Source organism: Pseudomonas sp. 8209 (assembly GCF_028682105.1).
Classification (GTDB): Bacteria; Pseudomonadota; Gammaproteobacteria; order Pseudomonadales; family Pseudomonadaceae; genus Aquipseudomonas; species Aquipseudomonas palmensis.
This window is the reverse complement of record NZ_JANIAH010000010.1, coordinates 235,260-258,011: the sequence shown is the minus strand read 5'-3', so window position 1 is coordinate 258,011 and position 22,752 is coordinate 235,260. Positions and strand designations below refer to the sequence as shown.

The 22,752-nt window shown below is 62.4% G+C and carries 21 protein-coding genes and 1 pseudogene; 15 read left to right on the top strand and 7 right to left on the bottom strand.

The genetic code is table 11. The annotated features are described in order from the left end of the window. The 8 genes and pseudogenes from NP552_RS22010 to gdhA all read left to right on the top strand — a co-directional run. Positions 1-880, top strand: an 880-nt coding sequence (locus NP552_RS22010) for a DUF2345 domain-containing protein (protein WP_274097153.1), incomplete at its 5' end; no start/stop codon positions are given. After that, the gene (locus NP552_RS22005; protein WP_274097152.1) at positions 877-5,583 is read left to right on the top strand and encodes an RHS repeat-associated core domain-containing protein; all 4,707 of its coding nucleotides are present in this window, start codon (positions 877-879) and stop codon (positions 5,581-5,583) included. The genes NP552_RS22010 and NP552_RS22005, both read left to right, overlap by 4 nt. A gap of 16 nt (positions 5,584-5,599) precedes the next feature. Beyond that, the gene (locus NP552_RS22000) at positions 5,600-6,214 is read left to right on the top strand and encodes a hypothetical protein (RefSeq protein WP_078481979.1); all 615 of its coding nucleotides are present in this window, start codon (positions 5,600-5,602) and stop codon (positions 6,212-6,214) included. A 101-nt stretch (positions 6,215-6,315) separates the two neighbouring features. Then, positions 6,316-6,797 (top strand): annotated as a pseudogene (locus NP552_RS21995) (RHS repeat-associated core domain-containing protein); the annotation flags it as partial. A 90-nt stretch (positions 6,798-6,887) separates the two neighbouring features. Beyond that, positions 6,888-7,526, top strand: a complete 639-nt coding sequence (locus NP552_RS21990; protein WP_231390903.1) for an SMI1/KNR4 family protein — start codon at positions 6,888-6,890, stop codon at positions 7,524-7,526. 216 nt (positions 7,527-7,742) lie between these two features. Then, the gene (locus tag NP552_RS21985) at positions 7,743-8,006 is read left to right on the top strand and encodes a PAAR domain-containing protein (RefSeq protein ID WP_054916267.1); all 264 of its coding nucleotides are present in this window, start codon (positions 7,743-7,745) and stop codon (positions 8,004-8,006) included. A 120-nt stretch (positions 8,007-8,126) separates the two neighbouring features. Further along, entirely contained in the window at positions 8,127-9,791 is a 1,665-nt protein-coding gene (ettA, locus tag NP552_RS21980) for an energy-dependent translational throttle protein EttA (RefSeq protein WP_043860207.1), read from the top strand. A gap of 265 nt (positions 9,792-10,056) precedes the next feature. Continuing rightward, positions 10,057-11,394 (top strand): NADP-specific glutamate dehydrogenase, encoded by a 1,338-nt coding sequence (gene gdhA / locus NP552_RS21975; protein WP_043860208.1) that lies wholly within the window; start codon positions 10,057-10,059, stop codon positions 11,392-11,394. Here gdhA and NP552_RS21970 read toward each other — a convergent pair. The 4 genes from NP552_RS21970 to NP552_RS21955 all read right to left on the bottom strand — a co-directional run bounded on the left by NP552_RS21970 (position 11,391) and on the right by NP552_RS21955 (position 14,874). Beyond that, positions 11,391-11,879: a GreA/GreB family elongation factor gene (locus NP552_RS21970; protein ID WP_054916265.1), complete on the bottom strand. Its 489-nt coding sequence runs from the start codon at positions 11,877-11,879 to the stop codon at positions 11,391-11,393. The genes gdhA and NP552_RS21970 overlap by 4 nt on opposite strands. Positions 11,880-11,946: 67 nt before the next feature. Further along, complete coding sequence (locus tag NP552_RS21965; protein ID WP_043860210.1) at positions 11,947-12,297, bottom strand: hypothetical protein; 351 nt, start codon at positions 12,295-12,297, stop codon at positions 11,947-11,949. A gap of 155 nt (positions 12,298-12,452) precedes the next feature. After that, positions 12,453-14,306 (bottom strand): Lnb N-terminal periplasmic domain-containing protein, encoded by a 1,854-nt coding sequence (locus NP552_RS21960; RefSeq protein WP_058540658.1) that lies wholly within the window; start codon positions 14,304-14,306, stop codon positions 12,453-12,455. A gap of 79 nt (positions 14,307-14,385) precedes the next feature. Continuing rightward, positions 14,386-14,874: a DUF3015 domain-containing protein gene (locus NP552_RS21955; protein WP_043860212.1), complete on the bottom strand. Its 489-nt coding sequence runs from the start codon at positions 14,872-14,874 to the stop codon at positions 14,386-14,388. Between the two features lie 276 nt (positions 14,875-15,150). Here NP552_RS21955 and NP552_RS21950 point away from each other — a divergent pair, with 276 nt between their 5' ends. From NP552_RS21950 to NP552_RS21930, 5 genes are all read left to right on the top strand, one after another. Then, positions 15,151-17,589: a Lon protease family protein gene (locus tag NP552_RS21950; protein WP_043860213.1), complete on the top strand. Its 2,439-nt coding sequence runs from the start codon at positions 15,151-15,153 to the stop codon at positions 17,587-17,589. Between the two features lie 216 nt (positions 17,590-17,805). Continuing rightward, a complete protein-coding gene (locus tag NP552_RS21945) occupies positions 17,806-18,147 on the top strand; it encodes a PA4575 family protein (protein WP_043860214.1) in 342 nt (113 codons plus the stop codon). 109 nt (positions 18,148-18,256) lie between these two features. Further along, complete coding sequence (locus tag NP552_RS21940) at positions 18,257-18,745, top strand: TIGR00645 family protein (protein ID WP_043860215.1); 489 nt, start codon at positions 18,257-18,259, stop codon at positions 18,743-18,745. Positions 18,746-18,881: 136 nt separating this feature from the next. Continuing rightward, entirely contained in the window at positions 18,882-19,187 is a 306-nt protein-coding gene (locus tag NP552_RS21935) for a DUF6482 family protein (protein WP_058540612.1), read from the top strand. An 86-nt stretch (positions 19,188-19,273) separates the two neighbouring features. Next, on the top strand, positions 19,274-19,891 hold the full coding sequence (locus NP552_RS21930; protein ID WP_043860217.1) for an FKBP-type peptidyl-prolyl cis-trans isomerase: 618 nt from the start codon (positions 19,274-19,276) through the stop codon (positions 19,889-19,891). 79 nt (positions 19,892-19,970) lie between these two features. Here NP552_RS21930 and NP552_RS21925 read toward each other — a convergent pair whose 3' ends face one another. The 3 genes from NP552_RS21925 to NP552_RS21915 form a co-directional block, all read right to left on the bottom strand. Next, positions 19,971-20,219, bottom strand: a complete 249-nt coding sequence (locus NP552_RS21925) for a PA4570 family protein (RefSeq protein WP_043860218.1) — start codon at positions 20,217-20,219, stop codon at positions 19,971-19,973. Between the two features lie 134 nt (positions 20,220-20,353). After that, complete coding sequence (locus NP552_RS21920; protein ID WP_043860219.1) at positions 20,354-20,695, bottom strand: zinc ribbon domain-containing protein YjdM; 342 nt, start codon at positions 20,693-20,695, stop codon at positions 20,354-20,356. A 99-nt stretch (positions 20,696-20,794) separates the two neighbouring features. Next, positions 20,795-21,763: a polyprenyl synthetase family protein gene (locus NP552_RS21915; RefSeq protein ID WP_054916263.1), complete on the bottom strand. Its 969-nt coding sequence runs from the start codon at positions 21,761-21,763 to the stop codon at positions 20,795-20,797. Between the two features lie 253 nt (positions 21,764-22,016). Between NP552_RS21915 and rplU the strand changes: the two genes are divergently transcribed. Together rplU and rpmA are read left to right on the top strand one after the other, a co-directional pair. Beyond that, entirely contained in the window at positions 22,017-22,328 is a 312-nt protein-coding gene (gene rplU / locus NP552_RS21910) for a 50S ribosomal protein L21 (RefSeq protein WP_038614793.1), read from the top strand. Between the two features lie 33 nt (positions 22,329-22,361). Continuing rightward, positions 22,362-22,619, top strand: a complete 258-nt coding sequence (rpmA, locus tag NP552_RS21905) for a 50S ribosomal protein L27 (protein WP_010225698.1) — start codon at positions 22,362-22,364, stop codon at positions 22,617-22,619. Positions 22,620-22,752: the final 133 nt, after the last annotated feature.

Here is a 22,752-nt window from a genome sequence, read left to right as displayed (position 1 = left end):
CGCCAATGCCGACCGCATCACCCTCACCGCCAAGACCGAACTGGTACTCCAAGGCGGCGGCAGCGCCACCACTTTCAACGCCGGCGGCATCACTCACGTAACTACCGGGCCATACACCGCGCACGCGGCGAACTTCGCCCATGTGGGGCCCAAGAGCCTGGCCGGGACCTTCCCCGAGCCGCCGAAACCGGGCAAGGGCGATCTGGAGTTGCTGTACCAGTACGCCAACAGCAAAGGCGTGAAAACCGGCGACTACAACGTGACCGACGCACTGGGCAAATCGATCAAGGGTACGCTCGACGCCGACGGCTTCAACCTCGCCAGCGGTGCCGCCCTCGGCCCGCTGTGGGCCGACTTCGGCCTGGACCCGGCTGACACCTGGGCCGAGGCCAGCCACTTTGGCGCCAGCACGTGGCCGCTCAGCCCCTCACTCGACGATATCGCACCCGGCCAGCAATCAGTGGTCGGCGAGGTGCTGGGCGCGGCCAGGGATGGCCTGGAGAACGGCAAGGCACTGGTGCAGCAAGGCATGGACAAGGGCAAAGGACTGGTACAGGACGTTATGGCACAAGGAAAGACAATGGCCCAGGGCCTCATGGGCCCCGGTGGCTTTGCAGTGATGGACGATGGCAAGGCGCTTGCGGGCAGCGGGCTGCAACTGGCCAGAAGTGGCCAGGCGGCCTTGCAGCAGGCACAGCAGGTGGGCGCTGCACTCAAGGGCGAGCCTGCCGCGATGGCCGGCCTGGCCAGTAGCGTGGTGCCCGGCGCAGCGGCGTCGCTGGAAGCGGCAAGGGCGCTCAAGACCTTGCCCGGTCTGGCCCAGCCGACCTTGCCGAGCAGCCCGGCCAAGGCTCTGGCCAGCCGCGAGGTGCTGGCATGAGCGAGTCCGCCAAACCCCGCGAACCCCAGGTCGCGGTCGCCCCGCTCAACACCATCGACGCCAAGGACGTGGGCCGCGGCGCCGCCGAATTCGACGCCTGGCTGCAATCGATCAGCGGTGGCACCGTCACCCTGGAGCGCATCAAGTCCGTGGCCGGCGCCTTGCCGGTGGTGGGCAACATCATGGCCCTGGTGGATGCACTGGGGGACGTGGTCACCCTGGTCAAGAGCAAGCAGCGCGAGGTGCTGGACTGGGTCAGCCTGGGCATCAACCTGATCGGCGTACTGCCGGCACCGCCGACCATGGCGGCCGCGCGCATGAGCCTGCGCCCGACGTTGTTCCTGGTGCGCCAGGAACTGCGCAACAGCGCCAAGATGCTGCTCGGCGACTCGCTTATCCAGGTGCTGATCGGCCATTTGAACGCCACCATCGCCGGCACCATCGACGACTTCGTCACCCAGGCCAAGCCCAGGCTGGCCGAGATTCTTGACGCGGCGGGTGCGAAGGGCACCCAGATGCTCGGCGAAATCGCCGACGGCCTGGACGCCGTGGCCACCGGCCAGCTCGATGCCAGGAGCGACCGCACGGCGATGAGCCAGCAATTGTCTGCGGCTGGCGACCAGCTCACGCACAGCCCCAGGGCGGCGATCAGGAATATCTTCGGTGCGATGCACAGTGCCTGCAAGGCTGCGGGCAAGGGGGTGGTGAACAGCGCCGTGAGCAAGCTGGTGTCGGATGACATCAAGGCTCAGGTACTGGCCCAGACCGGGCAGTTGCGCAAGCTGGGGCCGGAGTTGGCGCGCCAGTTGAACAGGCTGGCGGACCCGTCGCTGGCGATGAGCATCGGTTCGATGCTCAATGTGCTGGACGGCGCCGTGAAGGGCTTTCGAAAGCGCAACAAGAACGGGCAGTCGGGCGTGAGCAAGCCGGGCACCGTGACCCAGGTGGAACGGGAGAAACCCAAGGGGGAGTTGGGGGCGACGGCCAGGCAGCATGAGGCGACGTCTACTCCCAGCCCCACGCGCCGCAGATGTCCTCCGGAACCGAAAAGCCACTCGAACCACGCGATCAGTTTTTCGTTGGGCTCCGAGTTCATCATTCATACCGACTTTGTTCTGCCGGGTGCCTTCCCCATCGAGTGGCAGCGTATCTACCACTCACGCCTGGCCGAGTACGATCAGGGCAGCCTGGGTGCGCGATGGATCACTGAGTTCACCACACGTATCGATGTGGTCGACATGGGCCTGCTGTTTCATGACCACGATGGCCGCAGCCACGCGTTCGACCTGCCCAAGGTCGAGAAGTCGAAGTACAACGCCATCGAGGACCTGCTGCTGGTTCGCAGTCGTGAAGACGAGCTGGTGATCTGCCGCGGTTTTGATCGCAAGGAGTATTACCTGCGCGTGGGCGAGCGCTATTACTTGCAGAAGATCCTGCTGCAGAACGACGCCGGTTGCATGCTGCATTACGAGCACCGCCACGATGGGCGCCCGGTGCTGTCCGACATCATCACCTTTCAGGGCGACATGAGTGACGTGCACCGTCACCTGGGCACCCTGATCGATGACCACGGCCACCTCACCGGCCTGTGGGAAATGCACGACGGGCAACCGCTGCGCCAGCTGTGCGCCTACCACTACGATGACCACGGCGACCTGATTGCCGCGCAGGACGAGTACGCCGCCACCTGGCACTACCAGTACCAGAACCACCTGGTAACCCGTTACACCGACCGTACCGGTCGGGGCATGAACCTGGAGTGGAATGGCAGTACGTTCGATGCCAAGGCCATCCACGAGTGGGCCGATGACGGTAGCTACGACACGCGTCTGGAATGGGACGAAAACATTCGGCTCACCTACGTCACCGACGCCCATGGCCAGGAGACCTGGTACTACTACGACATCCTCGGCCACTTGTACCGCATTCGTCACCCCGACGAACGTTCGCAATGGCTGTTCCGTGATGAACGCAAGAACCTTCTGCGTCACGTCCATCCGGATGGTAGCGAGGATCGCTACGACTACGACGAGCAGGGCAGCGTGGTGCGGCATATCCGTGCCGACCACAGCCAGGTTCACTTTGCCTACGATGACCGTCGTCGTCCGATCAGGATCCGCGACGCCGAGGCCGGTGTGTGGGAACGCCAGTACGACCTCAAGGGCAACCTCAGCGAAACCGTCGACCCGCTGGGCAACAAGACCGAGTTCGCCTACACACCCTCTGGTCTGGTCAAGGCGATCAAGGACGCCAACGGCAACGAAAAGGCGCTGGTGTACAACGACGCCGGGCAACTGGTCGAGTACACCGACTGCTCGGGCAAGACCAGCAAATGGGCCTATGACGATATCGGGCAGTTGGTGCAGTTCACCGATGCCGCCGGCAACAAGACCCAGTACACGTACAAGGCCGGCCAGCTCGCCCTGGTCATCCACCCGGACAGGACCGAAGAGCGCTTCGAGCGCGATGCCGAGAGTCGCCTGCTGGCCCACGTCGATGCCCTCGACCGCTGTACCACATGGACCTACACCGTCGCTGGCTTGCTGGCCGAGCGTGTGGATGCGGCCGAAAACACCCTGCGTTATCGCTGGGACAAACTGGGCCGCCTCACGGGCCTGGAAAACGAAAACGAAAGCCACGCCAGTTTCCGCTACGACCCGGTCGGGCGGTTGCTGGAAGAGAGCGGCTTCGACGGCCTCACCACGCGCTACCAGTACGACACGAACACGGGGCGCCTGACCTCCACCCACGTCGGGCAACGCCGCCTCGACGTCACCTTCGATCCCGTCGGCCGTCTCATTTCCCGCGTGGCCAGCCAGGGTGACCAGCGCGAGGAAGAATCCTTTGCCTACGACGGCAACGGCAGGCTGATCCAGGCCATCAACGCCGCGAGCAAACTGCAGTGGTTCCATGACGAGGCCGGCAACCTCGTTCGTGAACACCAGCACTACCTGGCCACCGGCACCCCGATGGTCGCGGTGTGGCAGCACGAGTACGACGCCCTCAACCTGCGTACCTCCACCACTCGTCCGGACGGGCACAAGGTCAGCTGGCTGACCTACGGTAGCGGTCATCTGTTGGGCATGACGGTCGATCAGCATGAACTGCTGGCCTACGAGCGCGATGACCTGCACCGCGAGGTTGTGCGGCATCAGGGCAACAGGTTGAGCCAGACTCAGGCGTGGGACCCGGCGGGGCGCCTGCAGGAACAGCTGCTGGGCAGCCAGGACGGCAAATCGACCCTGCTCAAGCGTGAGTATCAGTACGACGCGGTAGGCCAGCTGAGCGACATCCACGACACCCGTCGTGGTCATCTGGCCTACCAGTACGACCCGATTGGCCGCCTGTTACAGGCCACCAGCCGCCTGGGGGTGGAGACCTTCGCCTTCGACCCGGCCGGCAACCTGCTGGACGACAAGCACCACGAGCCGACGCGGCCGCTGGAGCGCACGCCCAGGCGTAACCGTTTGATGGACAACCTGCTGCGCGAGTATGCGGGCACGCATTACACCTATGACGAGCGGGGCAACCTGAGCCATCGGTTGCACAACGGTGTGCAGGCCCGGTTCACCTGGGACCTGTTCGACCGTTTGCAGGCTTACAGCGACGACAAGCTCAAGGTCGAGTACAGCTATGACGCCCTTGGGCGACGGTTGCACAAGCACTCGACGGCGCATTACTGGAACAAACCTGAAGCCGGTACTGGCTGGAACCAGCTGGAGCGAGCAAAGCGCCAGCGCGAACTGAACTGCGGCTTCACCCTGTTCGGCTGGGACGGCGACACCCTCGCCTGGGAAAGCTCGCCTGCGCAGGATGAAGGTGACACCGGGCGCACGGTGCACTACCTGTACGAACCGGGCAGCTTTGTGCCGGTGGCGCAGGCTCTGCGCAAGGCCCCGATACGGTTGTACAAGGAGCCGGACTGGAGCAACCGCCCCTACGACATCGATCAGGACCCGCTCTGGCAGCAAGCGGCCTCGCCACAACCCTTTGATGCGATTGCCTGGTACCAGTGTGACCACCTGGGTACGCCGATGGAACTGACCGACCACAACGGCGACGTGGCGTGGTCGGCGCAGTACAAGGCGTGGGGTGAGGTGAAACAAGAACGTTCGGCCTGGGCGAAACAGGTGGGGTTGAACAACCCGATCCGGTTCCAGGGTCAGTATCACGACCATGAGACTGGGCTGCATTACAACCGGTATCGGTACTATGATCCGGCGGTTGGGCGGTTTGTTGGGCAGGATCCGATTGGATATGCGGGCGGGTTGAACCTGTTTGCGTATACGCCGAATCCGGTTTACTGGATCGATCCATTAGGTCTTGCCGGAAATCCAGCAACGGCGACGCATGTTACGTATCAAGCAATTGATCAGCAGACAGGTAAGCCGTATATAGGTTATGCAAGTATGCCTGGGGATAGAGTCGGTGTGGATGTTGTAAAGTATCGATATGGCGGAAATTATGAGCGCTTTGGGGGAACAGCTCCTCGGGTCGCATATCGCGGATACGGTCAGGATGGAAAGGACACTGCCAGAGGACTAGAGCAACATTATTTTGTGGAAAACGATGGGCTAGACGGAACTGCAAACAAACAGAATCCGGTTGGGAAGAATAACAAAAGGCGTCAAGAATATACTGATGCCGCTAATCGACATTTGGATTCTCAAGGCTTCGGCGGGTCTGTAGTATGCGAGCTCTAACTAAGGGGTGGGTGATTTGAAAAAAAGAATAGTATGGAAGATAGGTGATTTTCTTGTGATGCAAGTAAGGGATGGCCTTTATACGGTAGGGCGTATGGCTGGGAAGACAACTTTGTGTATTTACAATGTCTTTCGTGAAAACGATCATTGGGACGATGTTGATTGGACTAGGGTAGAAGTTCTTTTTGAAGTTTTCGTGGGGGCTGTTGTGCAGAAGAATTTGGGTGTGCGTAAAATATCTATAGAAGGAATTAGATCTAGGGTTTTTGCGCGGCAACGTTACTGGATAGATCCGTATTCTTCGTTGGATGTTTCGCATTTCAAGGGTGGGCGAGGAACCTTTCCGTTTTATGGTGGAAGACTAATAGACGTAGGAGAGGGTGAGAATCCAGAAACATATGGGGCTTCGGTAATAAAACACGATCTGTCGGTTTGTGATGATCGAGAGATTATTGAAACGTATGAGCTTACAAATATGTGGGGTGATCTTGACCTCGCCGACAGATTAGCTCGCTATTACGATACAGGCGTAAATAGAGACGATCTTAAGTTTGAAGTTTTTCCGGGGCTCTGGAAGGATCGTGAAAAGCTTCGGCCTCTCACGCGCCGATTACCTGTTCCATTGCGGTGACGAATTCAGGCAAAAATCTGCCGACACCTCACGCGCTGAAATGAGTGAGTCGGCTATGCTCCGGGAGGCTTAAACGGTGGGCGCGGCGCTCACGTTATCTCGACCCCGTCAGGCGCTTCACCTCCCGCTTCCCCAGCCAGGGCGAGCAGCGCGAGGAAGAGACCTTCGCCTACGACGGCAGGCTGGTCCAGGTCATCAACGCCGCGAGCAAGCTGCAGTGGTTCCATGACAAGGCCGGCAACCTCGTTCGTGACACCTGCACTACCTGGCCACCGGTAGCCTGATGGTCGCGGTGTGGCAGCACGAGGTACGACGCCCTCAGCCTGCGCACCTCGACCGTGCGTCCGGATGGCCACAAGGTCAGCTGGCTGACCTACGGTAGCGGTCATCTGTTGGGCATGACGGTCGATCAGCATGAACTGCTGGCCCCAACCTGCTGGACGACAAGCACCACGAACCGACCCGTCCGCTGGAGCGTGCGCCCAGGCGTAACCGGTTGATGGACAACCTGCTGCGTGAGTATGCGGGCACGCATTACACCTATGACGAGCGGGGCAACCTGAGCCACCGGTTGCACAACGGTGTGCAGGTCCGAAAGCAGTTACTGGCATGTGAACGAAAATACAAGCGACCTCATGCTGCGTGATCGACCAGGCCATAGCGTGCCAAGGAGTTGGATCTCAAATTCTGTTACATGATGGAGCCGTTTCAGGGTGTTACCGATCTGGCGTATTCGCAGGACAGCGCAGTGTCCTCAGACGTGTTGAAAACCTGCTTGAATCACTACTTGCTGCACGATGATCTTCTGGACGTGAGTCAGGGCCACCAATACAGTGCTCAACGCGGGATTCTTGTAGCCTCCAGTGATGGATTTCGAAACCGAATGTCAAAAACGCGTGTCATCGGCACAACGCTTTCTGCAATCGCTTCTGCAGAGAAGGAACTGAACAGAACGTTCCCCACATCCTTTTCCCGCTGGCTGCTTGCCAACAATGGACGTTCACTGGGTGGCCTGGTGGTGTTCCCCGTGTTCGACAGCCGAGACCCGAGGAAGACCTGGGACTCGATCGTCCGAAATTACACGTCAGGGTGGCAGGCGTGGCTGGAAAATTTCTCGCAATCGCCTGAGCGTTTTGCACCGCTGTTGCCCTTCGCAGAGTTTGGAACAGGTGATTATTATTGCTTCGATTATGACGCGCGAGGCGCCTCAGGCGAACCTGCCGTGGTGTTGTGGGATCATGAAACGGGCAGTGCCCGCCGTGTTGCGGATGACTTTGAGCAGTGGCTGAGTAGCGTTGATCCTGCTCCTTAACGATCATCAGTAGCCCTGGATGGCTGAATGTTTGACAGCGGCTATGAGGTTCTGGGCAGCCCAGCGTGATACCCGCTCGATGACGCCCGCGTTCCCACGACATGCAACGGCATGTTGATGTTCAGCCCTCTTCCAATCAGGCACCATCGGACGTGAGTGCAAAGGCCTGCACCTCCACACGTAATACATCCCATCACACAAGGACGGACCCACCTCATGAAAGACATTGTTCGCCTGGGCGATGCCACCACCCACGGTGGCGTGGTACTCGAAGCCTTTTCCAACACCAACCTCAATGGCAAGCCGATTGCCGGGGTAGGGCACAGCGTCAGTTGCCCCCTGTGCAAAGGGGTATTTCCGATTGCCGAGGGCAGCAGCACCTACAGCGTCGGCGGTACGCCCGTGGCGCTGGATGGCATGAAGACCGCCTGCGGCGCCGCGCTGATCGCCAGTGGCCCCAAGGGCGCAGTCATCAGCTAGGCATTGCCCGCAACGTGCACTTTCCCCCCCGGCCGCACCGCCAGTCGCGACGATGGCCGGGGTACCCAATTGTGTCTACAATCAGCTCCTTTGATTGACCTACTTACTGGAGCTCACGTTTTGGCTCAATACGTCTACACCATGCATCGGCTGAGCAAAGTTGTGCCGCCGAAGCGGGAAATCCTCAAGAACATTTCGCTGTCCTTTTTCCCCGGCGCCAAGATCGGCGTGCTCGGCCTCAACGGTTCGGGTAAATCCACCCTGCTGAAAATCATGGCCGGCGTCGACACCGAGTTCGACGGCGAAGCGCGTCCGATGCCCGATCTGAATGTCGGCTACCTGCCGCAAGAGCCGCAACTGGACCCCACCAAGACCGTGCGTGAAGTGGTCGAAGAGGCCGTCAGCGTGATCAAGGACGCCCAGGCCCGCCTGGACGAGGTCTACGCCGCCTATGCCGACCCGGACGCCGACTTCGACAAGCTGGCCGCCGAACAGGCCAAGCTGGAAGCGATCCTGCAGGCCAGCGACGGTCACAACCTCGAGCGCCAGCTGGAAGTCGCCGCCGACGCGCTGCGCCTGCCGGCCTGGGACGCCAAGGTCGAACACCTGTCCGGTGGCGAGAAGCGCCGCGTGGCCCTGTGCCGCCTGCTGCTGTCGGCCCCCGACATGCTGCTGCTCGACGAACCGACCAACCACCTGGATGCCGACTCGGTCGCCTGGCTGGAGCACTTCCTGCACGACTTCCCGGGCACCGTGGTTGCTATTACCCACGACCGTTACTTCCTGGACAACGTCGCCGGCTGGATTCTGGAACTCGACCGCGGCGCCGGTATTCCTTACGAGGGCAACTATTCGGGTTGGCTGGAAGCCAAGTCGGACCGCCTGGCCCAGGAGTCCAAGCAGCAGTCGGCCCATGAAAAGGCCATGAAGGAAGAACTGGAATGGGTGCGCAAAGGCGCCAAGGCCCGCCAGTCCAAATCCAAGGCGCGTCTGCAACGCTTCGAAGAAATGCAGTCGCAGGAATTCCAGAAGCGCAGCGAAACCAACGAGATCTACATCCCGGCCGGCCCGCGTCTGGGTGACAAGGTCATCGAGTTCAAGAACGTCACCAAGGGCTACGGCGACCGCGTTCTGATCGACAACCTGTCGTTCAGCATGCCAAAAGGCGCCATCGTCGGTGTGATCGGCGGTAACGGTGCCGGTAAATCGACCCTGTTCCGCATGCTGATGGGCAAGGAGCAACCGGACTCGGGCAGCATCGAGATCGGTGAAACCGTGCAACTGGCCTGCGTCGACCAGAGCCGCGAAGACCTGGACGGCGGCAAGACCGTGTTCCAGCAGATCTCCGACGGTTCCGACCAGATCCGCATCGGCAACTACGAGATTCCGGCGCGTACCTACGTGGGGCGCTTCAACTTCAAGGGCGGCGACCAGCAGAAGTTCGTCAAGGACCTCTCCGGTGGTGAGCGTGGCCGTCTGCACCTGGCGTTGACGCTCAAAGAGGGCGGCAACGTGCTGCTGCTCGACGAACCGTCCAACGACCTCGACGTCGAAACCCTGCGTTCGCTGGAGGAAGCCCTGCTGGACTTCCCGGGCGCCGCTATCGTGATCTCTCACGATCGGTGGTTCCTTGACCGTGTGGCTACCCACATCCTGGCCTACGAAGACGATTCGCAGGCGGTGTTCTTCGAAGGCAACTACACCGAGTACGAAGCCGATCGCAAGAAGCGCCTGGGTGAAGCCGCTGCCCAGCCGCACCGGGTACGGCACAAGAAACTGGCATGACCTTCACGGTCTTGCACTGAAACGGGGCCTTCGGGCCCCGTTTTTTTTGCCTGGAATCCGGGTGAATCCTTCGCCGGCAAGGCCGGCTCCTACAGGGTTGTGCGGCCTGCTGTAGGAGCCGGCTTTGCTGGCGAAGGTGTATACATTTATAGAAATGCACCATTTATTTCCATAAAAACGACATTTTGCCCTGTTGCGGTGCGAGTGGTTCTTGGTAAAGTCCTGAAAAAACTAATAAGTCCAACTCTATCTGGTGAATGTCTAAATGATCGAATCCGTCGAAGACTTCCTCGCACGCCTGCAAAAACGCGACCCTGCCCAGCCCGAGTTCCATCAGGCCGTGGAAGAGGTACTGCGCAGCCTGTGGCCCTTCCTCGAAGCCAACCCGCACTACCTGCAGGCCGGTATTCTCGAACGCATGGTCGAGCCGGAGCGGGCCATTCTGTTCCGTGTATCGTGGGTCGACGACAAGGGCAGGGTGCGTGTCAACCGTGGCTACCGCATCCAGATGAGCAGCGCCATCGGCCCATACAAGGGCGGCCTGCGTTTCCACCCTTCGGTGAACCTCGGCGTGCTGAAGTTCCTGGCCTTCGAACAGGTACTCAAGAATTCCCTCACCTCGCTGCCCATGGGCGGCGGCAAGGGCGGCTCGGACTTCGACCCCAAGGGCAAGAGCGACGCCGAAGTCATGCGCTTCTGCCAGGCATTCATGAGCGAACTGTACCGCCACATCGGCGCCGACCTCGACGTGCCGGCCGGTGACATCGGCGTAGGTGGTCGCGAAATCGGCTTCCTGTTCGGCCAGTACAAGCGCCTGGCCAACCAGTTCACCTCGGTGCTGACCGGCAAGGGCATGAACTACGGCGGCAGCCTGATTCGCCCCGAAGCCACCGGCTACGGCTGCGTGTACTTCGCCGAAGAAATGCTCAAGCGCGACGGCCTGCGCATCGACGGTCGCCGTGTGGCCATCTCCGGCTCCGGCAACGTGGCGCAATATGCCGCGCGCAAGGTCATGGACCTGGGCGGCAAGGTCATCTCGCTGTCCGACTCCGAAGGCACCCTGTACTGCGAAGCCGGCCTGAACGATGCGCAGTGGGATGCGCTGATGGAGCTCAAGAACGTCAAGCGCGGCCGCCTGAGCGAGCTGGGCGGCGAGTTCGGCCTGGAGTTCCGCGCCGGCCAGCGCCCATGGAGCCTGGCCTGCGACATCGCCCTGCCGTGCGCCACCCAGAACGAGCTGGACGCCGAAGACGCCCGCACCCTGCTGCGCAACGGCTGCATCTGCGTGGCCGAAGGCGCCAACATGCCGACCACCCTGGACGCCGTGGACCTCTTCATCGAAGCCGGCATCCTGTTCGCCCCGGGCAAGGCCTCCAACGCCGGCGGCGTGGCCGTCAGCGGCCTGGAGATGTCGCAGAACGCCATGCGCCTGCTGTGGACGGCCGGCGAGGTGGACAGCAAGCTGCACAACATCATGCAGTCGATCCACCATGCCTGCGTGTACTACGGCGAAGAGAACGGCCGCATCAACTACGTCAAGGGCGCCAACATCGCCGGCTTCGTCAAGGTTGCCGACGCCATGCTGGCCCAGGGCGTGGTCTAGGCCTGCGGCTCGATGGCGACGACCTCGATCAGTTGATCCCCCGCCGGTCGTCGCCACAGCACCTCGTCACCGGGCGCTGCCCCCAGCAGTGCCCGGCCCAGGGGTGACCCCCAGTTGATCAGGCCACTGGCGGCATAGGCCTGGTCTTCGCCGACCAGTTGCACTTCATGCTGGCGGCCTTCTTCATCGACAAACACCACCCGGCTACCGATCTGCACCTTGCTCTGCGAGGTGGCGGGTGCGGCCACCTGGGCGCTCTGCACGCGGGCGCTGAAGTAGCGCAGGTCGCGCTCGACCTCGGCCAGGCGTTGTTTGTCGGGGTCGCCCAGCAGCGTGCTGCGCAGGGTCTCCAGTTCGCTGACCCGCTGCTTGAGCAGGGTCAGGCCCTGGGCGGTGACGTGGTTGGGTTGTTCGCTGATGCGCCGCTCTACCGGTTGATTGGCCTGATCGGCGGCCTGGTCTTCGTTGACGAATGCTCGGCTCATGGTTGGCCTCCTTTGTAGGAAGACCATGATGCGCGGTCACCGGTTGCATCGAATGTTCGAGGGCGACCTATTGGCGTCGATAGGCGCGGGCGGCGTCGCGGTCCTTTTCCTGCTGCCACTGCTGGTCGCGCTCGTCCCAGTGGCGGCTGCGGTAGGTGTCCTGGTCCTGGCTCTGCTGCATGGCCTGGCACTGGCGAAAGCCGTCGTCCCAGCCAGTCTCGTACTGGCGGTCGTGCAGATAGCGCGGCACGTCCTTGCGAAACTCGCCCATCATCACGCCTGCGGCCTGGTGGCCGCTGCTGCAACCGGCCTGGAAGCCGTCGGCGTAGGGGGCAGGGTAGCCTTGCTCGATCAGTTGATCGTGGGTGCTGGCGCAACCGCCCAGCATCATTGCCACCAGTACCCAGTGCCCGCGCATGTTCGAACTCTCCACCTGTTGGGGGGAAGTCTAGGTGCTGGTGTGTGCAAGAGAGGTCAAAAAGATGTCAAACAATTGGATCGCATCGCGGGTCAAGCCCGCTCCCACAAGGTTTCTCACTGCCCTTGTGGGAGCGGGCTTGACCCGCGATGACTTCAGTAGTTGTACCACTTCACCTCGAGCATCACCTCGTTCTGCGCCGTCGCCAGCTGGCTGAACTCGCGCCTGGCACTCAGGCGCAGGCCCAGGTTGCGCGACAGTTCCCACTGCTGGTTGAGGCTCAGGCTGCGGCGGACCTCGCCATTGGTGAAGTAGTCGCCCTTGGCCTCCAGGCTCAGGTTGCCCAGCCCGTTGCGCCACAGCACGCCGGTGTTGAACCCTGCCGCGGGTGCGATGAACCCGGCAAAGTCATTGTTGTGCTCCACCCGCACCGTGCCCAGGGCAAACCCGAGCATGTCCTCGCCCAACTGCCAGGTGCCCCCGGCGCCGCCATTCACATGGCTGACCAGCACCTCGTTCTCATGCTTGCCCAGCACCCGTTCCAACCCGCCGGCCACCTGCCACGACCACGGCTTGAGCAGGTCGTTGCGCGGCGTCAGCGAGCGGATCGTTGCCAGGTCCAGGCGCTGCACCTGCCAGTCGTTGTGTTCGTACTGGCGCACCTTCAGCTGCAGGATCTCGATCTGCGCGCCCAGCGGGAAGCCGTAGGCGTTGTCGTTGAGGTCGTGATAGGCCATGCGCAGCCCGTACTCGGCAAAGGCCCGGTCTTCTCGGGTACCCACGCCCAGCTGCCAGGTGCGCGACTCGTGGCCGTCCTCCGGCAGCCCGGGGCGTTCGATCTGCAACGGCGGTGGCGGGTTGCGGTTGATCGCGCGCAGCAACTCGAAGCTGCGCCTGGCCCGCTCCGGGTCGCGCTCCAGGCCATTGGCGCGGTAGCGCTCCAGGCGATAGGCGGCGTCCTGCACCAGCGCCTGGCGCTCGCGCGGCAGCTCGGTGAAGGCGGGGCTCTGCAGTTGCGCGGTGTCGGCGCTCACGGCCAGCACCTGCTGCTGTTCGGCATGGTCCAGCGGTTTGGCCCGCTCCAGCAGCTCGCGCTCGCGCGATGGACGGTAGTCGGTACGCGCCACCAGCCCGGACTGTTTCACCGCCTTGACCGTGTCGGTGGGGATCGCCGTGAGCGGGAACTGCGAGGTCAGGTCCAGGCTCGGCCGTGCCACCTGCAGCAGTTCGAGCAGGCGATACGAGCAGTTTTCGTCGAAGAAGAAATAGTCGAACTGGATCTGCTTGAGTTCCCAGATGTGCTCGACCATGCGCCCGGTTTCCTCGGGCGTGAGGTTCAGCCGGTATTCCCACAGGTCGCGGTTTTCCAGGCTGCGGTACTCGGACAGCTTCTCCTGGTAGGGCACCAGCGCGAACAGGCCGGGGTAGCCGCCCATCAGGCCCTTCCAGGCATACAGGATGCTGTTGTCGTTGCCCTCGATGTAGGCGCCGAAGTTGATCGCGTAGCTCAGCAGTGCGGTGTTGTCGCTCTGCACGTCGGCCTGGTCGATACGCAGCAGCGTGTGCCCGAACATCGACGAGGGGCTGTTCAGGTAGGCGGCCGGGAAGATCATCACCGCGCTGTGCGGCGACACGTCCGAGTACCACTGGGTGTAGGCCGTGCAGTCCGGCGCCGGCAGGTCGGTGAGCTGCAACTGCTCGCGCAGCCAGCGGGTGCGTGCCGGGAATACGCATTGCGCGTGCTGGTCGCCCAGGCTGGCCGGGGCGTACAGCGCCTCATAGGTGGCGCGTAGTTCCTGGTCAGGGTGGTGCGCACCGTCCTTGGCCAGGAAGAATTTGGGGTCGTCCACGTAGCTGCGCCATCCGCCGAGCTTGGCGGTTTCGTAATGGCCCAGGGAGATCCAGTAGCGGTCGTTGGCCAGTGCGTGCAGACGAGCATCGTCCAGCACGGTGGCAGCGTGCAGCGGGGCGCAGGCACAGAGCGCCAGGTAGGCAAGGCGTTTGAGCATGTCGGGCAACTACGTCTGAATGATGCCGATAGAGGCGGGCAAACAAACCCGCCCCGTGGTCGGGGCGGGTGTGCCGAGCTTAGGCCGGGGTTGCGTATTTGGCCAGACGGGCGTCGCTTTTCAGGACGGCGAGGGTGTTGGTGTGAACATCTTCAGCGGTAGCGTCGGCTGTGGTGAAGATTTCCTGGAAGTGCTGGTGGGTCACGGCCGCGAAGTGCGCACGGTCTTCCGGTGCGACGCCCAGTACCACCGCGTAGGTGGTCAGTGCTTCGCCCTGGCCTTGCGCCATGTCTTCGGACAGCTCGTTCATCATGCCATTCATGGCGAACCAGGATTTGCCGCCATAGGTCAGCGACGCATTGGTGGAGCAGCCGTTGGTGCCCGAGGTCATGCCGAAGGTGGCGTTGCCCGAGGTACCGTTGGTGGTGGATGCGAGGAAGTGAGCCGGCGTGCCGCGTTGGCCCTCGAACAGCATGTTGCCCCAGCCGCAGTCCGGGCCGCCTGGCGCCTGGGCCATGGCGTTGAGCGAAACCGCGGTGAACAGAGTACCCAGAAGAATCCGTTTCATAGCATTGTTCTCTTTCTGATGTTCAAACCAAAGGTCAGGGTTATCTGGCATGTCTGTAGGACTAGTTGCCAGGACGGGTCGGTTGTTTACCCAGCCGCGCAGTTTGGAGTTTAGGCACGATCTAAGGGTTCCGTGATTAATTGCAAAAGATTGCTTGAAATAATTGACGCGGAGCAGGTTTTCGACCCTGCGCGCTAAAGCGTTGAAGAGCCTTGCAAGCCGGGCGCAGGCGGCGCCAGAATGCCGTCATCCGCCCCGCCGAAGTAAGGAAGCCCGATGCCCGATCCTGTTGCTGCGAGCCTGCGTCTTGCGCCCGAAGCCCTGACCCGGCCGTTTTCCGCTGAACAGTTCGATTTTTCCACCACCAATGATCTGGAGCCCTTTCGCGGTGTGCTAGGCCAGGAACGTGCAGTCGAAGCCTTGCAGTTCGGCGTCGCCATGCCACGCCCCGGTTACAACGTGTTTGTCATGGGCGAGCCGGGCACCGGCCGCTTCTCGTTCGTCAAGCGCTACCTCAAGGCAGAAGGCAAGCGCCTGCAGACGCCGTCCGACTGGCTGTACGTCAACAACTTCGACGAGCCCCGCGAGCCCAAGGCGTTCGAGCTGCCGGCCGGCAGTGCCGGGGCCTTCATCGCCGATATCGGGGGCCTGATCGACAACCTGCTGGCGACCTTTCCGGCGGTGTTCGAGCACCCGTCCTATCAGCAGAAGAAAAGCGCCATCGACCGCGCCTTCAACCAGCGCTACGACCGTGCCCTGGATGTGATCGAGCGCGCCTCGCTGGAAAAGGACGTGGCCCTGTACCGCGACAGCAGCAACGTCGCCTTCACCCCAATGGCCGATGGCAAGGCGCTGGACGAGGCCGAGTTCGCCCAGTTGCCTGAGGCCGAGCGCGAGCGCTTCCACGAGGACATCGCCGCGCTGGAAGAGCGCCTCAACGAAGAGCTCGCCAGCCTGCCGCAGTGGAAGCGCGAGTCGAACAACCAGCTGCGCCAGCTCAACGAAGAAACCATCACCCTGGCCCTGCAGCCCTTGCTGGCCCCGCTGTCGGAGAAATACGCCGAGAACGCCGCGGTGTGCGCCTACCTGCAGGCCATGCAGGTCAACCTGCTGCGCACCGTGGTCGAGCAACTGGTCGACGACAGCAAGACCGACGCGGTGGCGCGCAAGATGCTCGAAGAGCAGTACGCCCCCAGCCTGGTGGTCGGCCATCACGCCAGCGGCGGCGCGCCCGTGGTATTCGAGCCGCACCCTACCTACGACAACCTGTTCGGCCGCATCGAATACGGCAACGACCAGGGCGCGCTGTACACCACCTATCGCCAGTTGCGCCCGGGGGCGCTGCACCGCGCCAATGGCGGGTTCCTGATTCTGGAAGCCGAGAAGATGCTCGGCGAGCCGTTCGTGTGGGATGCGCTCAAGCGCGCCCTGCAATCACGCAAGCTGAAGATGGAGTCGCCGCTGGGCGAGTTCGGTCGCCTGGCCACCGTCACCCTCACCCCGCAGATGATCCCGCTGCAGGTCAAGGTGATCATCATCGGCGCCCGCCAGCTGTACTACGCGCTGCAGGACCACGACCCGGACTTCCAGGAGATGTTCCGGGTGCTGGTGGACTTCGACGAAGACATTCCCATGGTCGAGGAGAGCCTGGAACAGTTCGCCCAGTTGCTCAAGACCCGCACCAGCGAGGAGGGCATGGCCCCGCTGACCGCCGATGCGGTGGCGCGCCTGGCCACCTACAGCGCCCGCCTGGCCGAGCACCAGGGGCGCCTGTCGGCGCGCATCGGCGACCTGTTCCAGCTGGTCAGCGAGGCGGATTTCATTCGCCACCTGGCCAACGACGAGATGACCGATGCCGGGCACATCGAGCGGGCGCTCAAGGCCAAGGCCACGCGTACCGGGCGGGTATCGGCGCGGATTCTCGACGACATGCTGGCCGGGATCATCCTGATCGACACCGAAGGCGCGGCGGTGGGCAAGTGCAACGGCCTGACCGTGCTGGAGGTGGGCGATTCGGCGTTCGGCGTGCCGGCGCGGATTTCCGCCACGGTTTACCCGGGCGGCAGCGGCATCGTGGATATCGAGCGTGAGGTCAACCTGGGCCAGCCGATCCACTCCAAGGGCGTGATGATCCTCACCGGGTACCTGGGCAGCCGCTATGCCCAGGAATTCCCCCTGGCCATTTCGGCCAGCATCGCGCTGGAGCAGTCCTACGGCTATGTGGATGGCGACAGCGCATCGCTGGGCGAGGCCTGCACGCTGATCTCGGCCCTGTCGAAAACCCCGCTCAAGCAGTGCTTTGCGATCACCGGCTCGATCAACCAGTTCGGTGAAGTGCAGGCGGTGGGCGGGGTCAACGAGAAGATCGAGGGCTTCTTCCGCCTGTGCGAGGCTCGTGGCCTGACCGGTGAGCAGGGCGCGATCATCCCGCGGGCCAACGTGGCCACGCTGATGCTCGACGAGCGCGTGCTGCAGGCGGTGCGCGCCGGGCAATTCCATGTGTACGCAGTCAGTCAGGCCGACGAGGCCCTGAGCCTGCTGGTGGGCGAGCCGGCCGGGCAGCCGAACGAGGAGGGCGAGTTCCCCGAGGGCAGCATCAATGCGCGGGTGGTCGAGCGGTTGCGGGTGATTGCCGAGATGATCAGCGAAGAGGACCTCAAGGAAGCCGAGAAGGAGCAGGCCGAAGAGGCGCTGGCGCAGGTGAAGCCTTCCTGACCGCGTTGGGTTCTTCGCCCGTAATGCCGGCTCCCACACGTGGGAGTCGGCATTACGGGCGAAGGGGGCAGTTCGGCGCATGGCACATGACCGCTCGGCGCCGACCGCTTGTCGCCGGCGGATTTCTTCTATCCTCAAGGCATGGACCGTCGTGCGCAAAAGGATCGAAACCAGCCTGGCCACAGGCTACGCAACGCCTCACCGAGGACCGTCGCCATGCCGCGTACCCTCAGCCTTACCCGTCAATGCCTGGGCCTGGTGACCCGCATTGAGTGCCGTATCCGCCCGCTGGCCGGTGACACCGGCATGTGGACACTGCTGTTCGCCGCCGGCATGGCCGGCGAGCAACCCTCCGCGATCAAGGCCCAGGGGCCGTTTCACGGGCCGTTCGTGGCCGAGTCGGTGCTCAGCGCGATTGTCGACAGCCTGACCCTGCACGGCTACCAGGTGGCCGACGACCCGCAGATCTGGTGCGTGCACCTGCAGGCGCAGCTGCGTCGCATCAACGGCGAACGGGTTCACCATGTGGGTGACCTGCAGTCCAACCCCGACACCTGAACCGACCGGATCATCCACTGGCCTGTGGCAGCGTGTCGCGGGCTTTTCCTGTCACAGGTGGCTGCTATACTCGCGCTCGTTTTTTTCCAGCCACCTGGTGATCTGCTCAATGGAACGCTTTATCGAAAATGCGATGTACGCCTCGCGCTGGCTGCTCGCACCCATCTATTTTGGCCTGTCCCTGGGGCTGCTGGCGTTGGCGCTGAAGTTCTTTCAGGAGATCTTCCATGTGCTGCCCAACGTCTTCTCGCTGGCCGAGTCCGACCTCATCCTGGTACTGCTGTCGCTGATCGACATGGCCCTGGTGGGCGGCCTGCTGGTGATGGTGATGATCTCCGGCTACGAGAACTTCGTGTCGCAGCTGGATATCGCCGAAGGCACCGAAAAGCTCAACTGGCTGGGCAAGATGGACTCTTCCTCGCTGAAGATGAAGGTGGCCGCCTCGATCGTGGCGATCTCCTCCATCCACCTGCTGCGGGTGTTCATGGACGCGCGCAACATCGAGACCCAGTACCTGATGTGGTACGTGATCATCCACATGACCTTCGTGGTCTCGGCGTTCGCCATGGGCTACCTGGACAAGATGACCAAGCACTGACCTGCGGGGTATCACGCCTTGTCAGCCGCCCGTCCGTTGCATAACGGACGGGCGGTTGCGTTTCTGGCTTGTGCTTTGGTCGATGCTGTACAAAAAATGAACGGCCTGTGGAGTGTTCCAGTAGCGAGGTATCGCAATGAACCTGCATGAACTGAACAGCGAGGCCAGGGCCGGCCGGGTGGACGAACTGAACCTGATCGCCATCGAAGGGGGGGACTTCGTGCTCGAGGCCCGGGTCAAGGGCAAGGCGCACCCGTTGCTGGATGCCAGGGGGGTACGTCTCAAGGTGCACTCGGTGGTCGATGGCCAGCGCCTGCTCAATGGCTTGCCCGCCGTGCCGTTGCACCTGGTGCACTGGTCGGTGCAGGACGAGATGTGCGGCCTGCACGGCACCCCCGAAGAAGACCTCAAGGTGCCGATGCCGCGACGTACTGCCTGGTAGCTGAACTGCTTTGCCGCAGTGTGCTAGGCTGCTTGCCCTTTTCACAGCGGGCGCGGCTTTTGTGCGCCCTGTAGCGGAGCAGAAACATGTCCGAACTCAACCTGTCCACCGACGAAACCCGCGTCAGCTACGGCATTGGCCGTCAGCTGGGTGGCCAGCTGCGTGACAACCCGCCACCGGGCGTCAACCTGGACGCGATCCTGGCCGGTCTGACCGACGCCTTCAATGGCCAGGCCAGCCGCGTCAGCGAAGAAGACCTGTCGGCCAGCTTCAAGGTCATCCGTGAAATCATGCAGGCCGAAGCGGCTGCCAAGGCCGAAGCGGCCGCTGGCGAAGGCAAGGCCTTCCTGGCCGAGAACGCCAAGCGTGACGGCATCACCACCCTGGCCTCGGGCCTGCAGTTCGAAGTACTGACTGCCGGTGAAGGCGCCAAGCCAAGCCGTGAAGACAGCGTGCGCACCCACTACCACGGCACCCTGATCGACGGCACCGTGTTCGACAGCTCCTACGAGCGTGGCCAGCCGGCAGAATTCCCGGTCGGCGGCGTGATCGCTGGCTGGACCGAGGCCCTGCAACTGATGAACGCGGGCAGCAAATGGCGCCTGTACGTACCGAGCGAGCTGGCTTACGGCGCCCAGGGCGTTGGCAGCATCCCGCCGCACAGCGTGCTGGTGTTCGACGTCGAGCTGCTGGACGTACTGTAATACCTCTTCGCCGGCAAGGCCGGCTCCTACAGGGTCAGCGCGTACCCGTGTAGGAGCCGGCCTTGCCGGCGAAGCGTTTTCAGTTCCACTGCGCGCCACCCCCAGGGCGCAACGCCCGGGCATAGCAGAACAGGAACAGATTCCTCACCAGCTCCTTGAGCACCACAGGCTCGCTCGAATTCAACCCGTGAAGATCCAGGTCGCCCTGGTCGCGCAGTTCGCCCAGCGCGTCTTCTTCGAGCACGGCGCATACCTCGCCGGTTTCGCGGTGCAGGATGCGCAGGTACGGATGGGGGCGGTCAAGCCAGGCGTCTATCAGATAAGTCATGGCTATTCTCCTTGAAAGCGTTCAATGAGAATAATTCTTATTATCAAAATAGCAAGTGACTATTGGATTTTTCTTGCGATTACCGCCGGGCGGTAGGGTCGAGGCTGCGAGTGCAGCCCCGGGCAGGCAGGGGGTCAGACCTTGCGCACGAATTCCGATTTCAGCTTCATCGGGCCGATGCCGTCGATCTTGCAGTCGATGTCGTGGTCGCCGTCGCACAGGCGGATGTTCTTGACCTTGGTGCCGACCTTGACCACCAGCGAGGTGCCCTTGACCTTGAGGTCCTTGATCACGGTGATGGTGTCGCCGTCCTGCAGGACGTTGCCCACCGAATCCTTCTTCACCGCTTCGTCGCTGGCCGCTTCGGCTTCACCGCTGGCCGACCACTCGTGGGCGCACTCGGGGCAGATCAGCTGGCTGGCGTCTTCGTAGGTGTATTCGGAGTTGCATTTGGGGCAGGGTGGCAAAGTGCTCACTACGGTTCCTCAGGACTACGTGCAGAAAACCCACATTGTATAGGGTTTTGCCGGCCAGAGGAAAAGCAGGCCCATCGAGCGATGGGCCGGGGCAGGGGATCAGTGCGTGCGGGCGACGGCGAATTCGCTGAGTTCGACCAGCGCATCGCGGTATTCGCTGGCCGGCAGCACGTCCAGGCAGGCAATGGCACGGGCCACGTAGTCACGCGCCATCTGTGCGGTGTACTCCAGCGCGCCGGCGGCCTCCACTGCGTTGCGGATGCTCTCCAGGTCTTCAAGGCCACCTTTCTGGATGGCCTGGCGCACCAGCGCCGCCTGCTCGGGGGTGCCTTCGCGCATGGTGTAGATCAGCGGCAGGGTCGGCTTGCCTTCGGCCAGGTCGTCACCGACGTTCTTGCCCAGGGTCTCGGCGTCGCCCTTGTAGTCGAGCAGGTCGTCGACCAGCTGGAAGGCCACGCCCAGGTGGTCGCCGAAGGTACGCAGGGCTTCGCGCTGTTCATCGCTGGCGCCGGCCAGTGCGGCGGCGCTGTGGGTGGAGGCTTCGAACAGCATGGCGGTCTTGCCGCGGATGACGTCCATGTAGACTTCCTCGGTGGTGCTGGCGTCGCGAATGCGCGACAGCTGCAGCACTTCACCCTCGGCAATCACGCGGGTGGCCTTGGAGAGGATCTGCATGACCGGCATCGAGCCCAGCTCGACCATCATCTCGAACGAGCGCGAGTACAGGAAGTCGCCCACCAGCACGCTTGGCGCGTTGCCCCACAGGGCATTGGCGGTGGAGCGGCCACGGCGCATGCCCGACATGTCGACCACGTCGTCATGCAGCAGGGTGGCGGTGTGCAGGAACTCGATGGTGGCTGCCAGCAGGCGCAGGTCGTCGCCTTCGCGGCCCAGTGCCTTGCCGCACAGCAACACCAGCAGCGGGCGCAGACGCTTGCCCCCGGCCGAGGTAATATAGTCGCCGATTTTCGATACCAGCGGCACACGCGAAGTCAGCTGCTTCTTGATGATCTCGTCAACGGCGCTGAAGTCGTCCGCTACCGCACGGTAGAAAGCTTGGGGTTGCATCGGCCACAGGTGCTCCATAAGGGTTGCGCGGCATGCTAGGTTGCGGGTCCCGGCGTGTCAAGGCGCACTGCCCGTGGGGTCAATGGCCACACTTGCAAGGCAAAGCTGGCTTGCGTACAATCGCGCACCCTGAACTTCCTGGGCAGCACCTGCCTTACGCAATTGCACTGGGCCGTTCCAGCCCTATGCAGCCATGCCAGCCAATACTCTTCCTATAAAGAGCTGGGTGAGCAGGATTATCGGAGAAATACCCATGTACGCAGTAATTGTTACCGGTGGCAAGCAGTACAAAGTCGCCGAAGGTGAATACCTGAAAATCGAAAAACTGGAAGTCGCCACTGGCGAATCCGTGACTTTCGACCGCGTTCTGTTGGTTGCCAATGGCGACGACGTGAACATCGGCGCTCCAGTCGTTGCTGGTGCCAAGGTTGTTGCTGAAGTGATCTCGCAAGGTCGTCACGACAAAGTGCGCATCATCAAGTTCCGCCGCCGTAAGCACCACATGAAGCGTATGGGCCACCGCCAGTGGTTCACCGAAATCAAGATCACCGGTATTTCGGCTTAATCGCCCAAATCCCCATTTCTGGAGAATTGAACCATGGCACACAAAAAAGCTGGTGGTAGTACCCGTAACGGTCGCGACTCAGAAGCCAAACGCCTTGGCGTGAAGATGTATGGCGGCCAGGCTATCATCCCGGGCAACATCATCGTGCGTCAGCGCGGCACCCAATTCCACGCTGGCTACGGCGTTGGCATGGGCAAGGATCACACCCTGTTCGCCAAGATCGCGGGTAAGATCAAGTTCGAAGTAAAAGGCGCCTTCGGTCGTCGTTACGTGAGCGTCGTTGCCGAGTAATCGCGCGATCGCTGGAAAAGCCCTGTCTCGCGACGGGGCTTTTTCGTTTGTGGGGTGAGTCTCTTGCAAAGCTGTTTGTATGGGCTGCCGGCGCTGGTGTTCTGGCCGTATCGGGGCCGCCGCGCTCACTTTT

Bases quoted from the DNA above. Each gene is read 5' to 3' on its own strand.
- NP552_RS21930 (WP_043860217.1), top strand. From the start codon at position 19,274: ATGTCCGAACTCAACCTGTCCACCGACGAAACCCGCGTCAGCTACGGC.
- NP552_RS22005 (WP_274097152.1), top strand. From the start codon at position 877: ATGAGCGAGTCCGCCAAACCCCGCGAACCCCAGGTCGCGGTCGCCCCG.
- NP552_RS21985 (WP_054916267.1), top strand. From the start codon at position 7,743: ATGAAAGACATTGTTCGCCTGGGCGATGCCACCACCCACGGTGGCGTG.
- NP552_RS21970 (WP_054916265.1), bottom strand. From the start codon at position 11,879: ATGAGCCGAGCATTCGTCAACGAAGACCAGGCCGCCGATCAGGCCAAT.
- rplU (WP_038614793.1), top strand. From the start codon at position 22,017: ATGTACGCAGTAATTGTTACCGGTGGCAAGCAGTACAAAGTCGCCGAA.
- NP552_RS21925 (WP_043860218.1), bottom strand. From the start codon at position 20,219: ATGACTTATCTGATAGACGCCTGGCTTGACCGCCCCCATCCGTACCTG.
- NP552_RS21945 (WP_043860214.1), top strand. From the start codon at position 17,806: ATGCCGCGTACCCTCAGCCTTACCCGTCAATGCCTGGGCCTGGTGACC.
- NP552_RS21915 (WP_054916263.1), bottom strand. From the start codon at position 21,763: ATGCAACCCCAAGCTTTCTACCGTGCGGTAGCGGACGACTTCAGCGCC.
- gdhA (WP_043860208.1), top strand. From the start codon at position 10,057: ATGATCGAATCCGTCGAAGACTTCCTCGCACGCCTGCAAAAACGCGAC.
- NP552_RS21965 (WP_043860210.1), bottom strand. From the start codon at position 12,297: ATGCGCGGGCACTGGGTACTGGTGGCAATGATGCTGGGCGGTTGCGCC.
- NP552_RS21955 (WP_043860212.1), bottom strand. From the start codon at position 14,874: ATGAAACGGATTCTTCTGGGTACTCTGTTCACCGCGGTTTCGCTCAAC.
- NP552_RS21935 (WP_058540612.1), top strand. From the start codon at position 18,882: ATGAACCTGCATGAACTGAACAGCGAGGCCAGGGCCGGCCGGGTGGAC.
- rpmA (WP_010225698.1), top strand. From the start codon at position 22,362: ATGGCACACAAAAAAGCTGGTGGTAGTACCCGTAACGGTCGCGACTCA.
- NP552_RS21940 (WP_043860215.1), top strand. From the start codon at position 18,257: ATGGAACGCTTTATCGAAAATGCGATGTACGCCTCGCGCTGGCTGCTC.
- NP552_RS21960 (WP_058540658.1), bottom strand. From the start codon at position 14,306: ATGCTCAAACGCCTTGCCTACCTGGCGCTCTGTGCCTGCGCCCCGCTG.
- NP552_RS21950 (WP_043860213.1), top strand. From the start codon at position 15,151: ATGCCCGATCCTGTTGCTGCGAGCCTGCGTCTTGCGCCCGAAGCCCTG.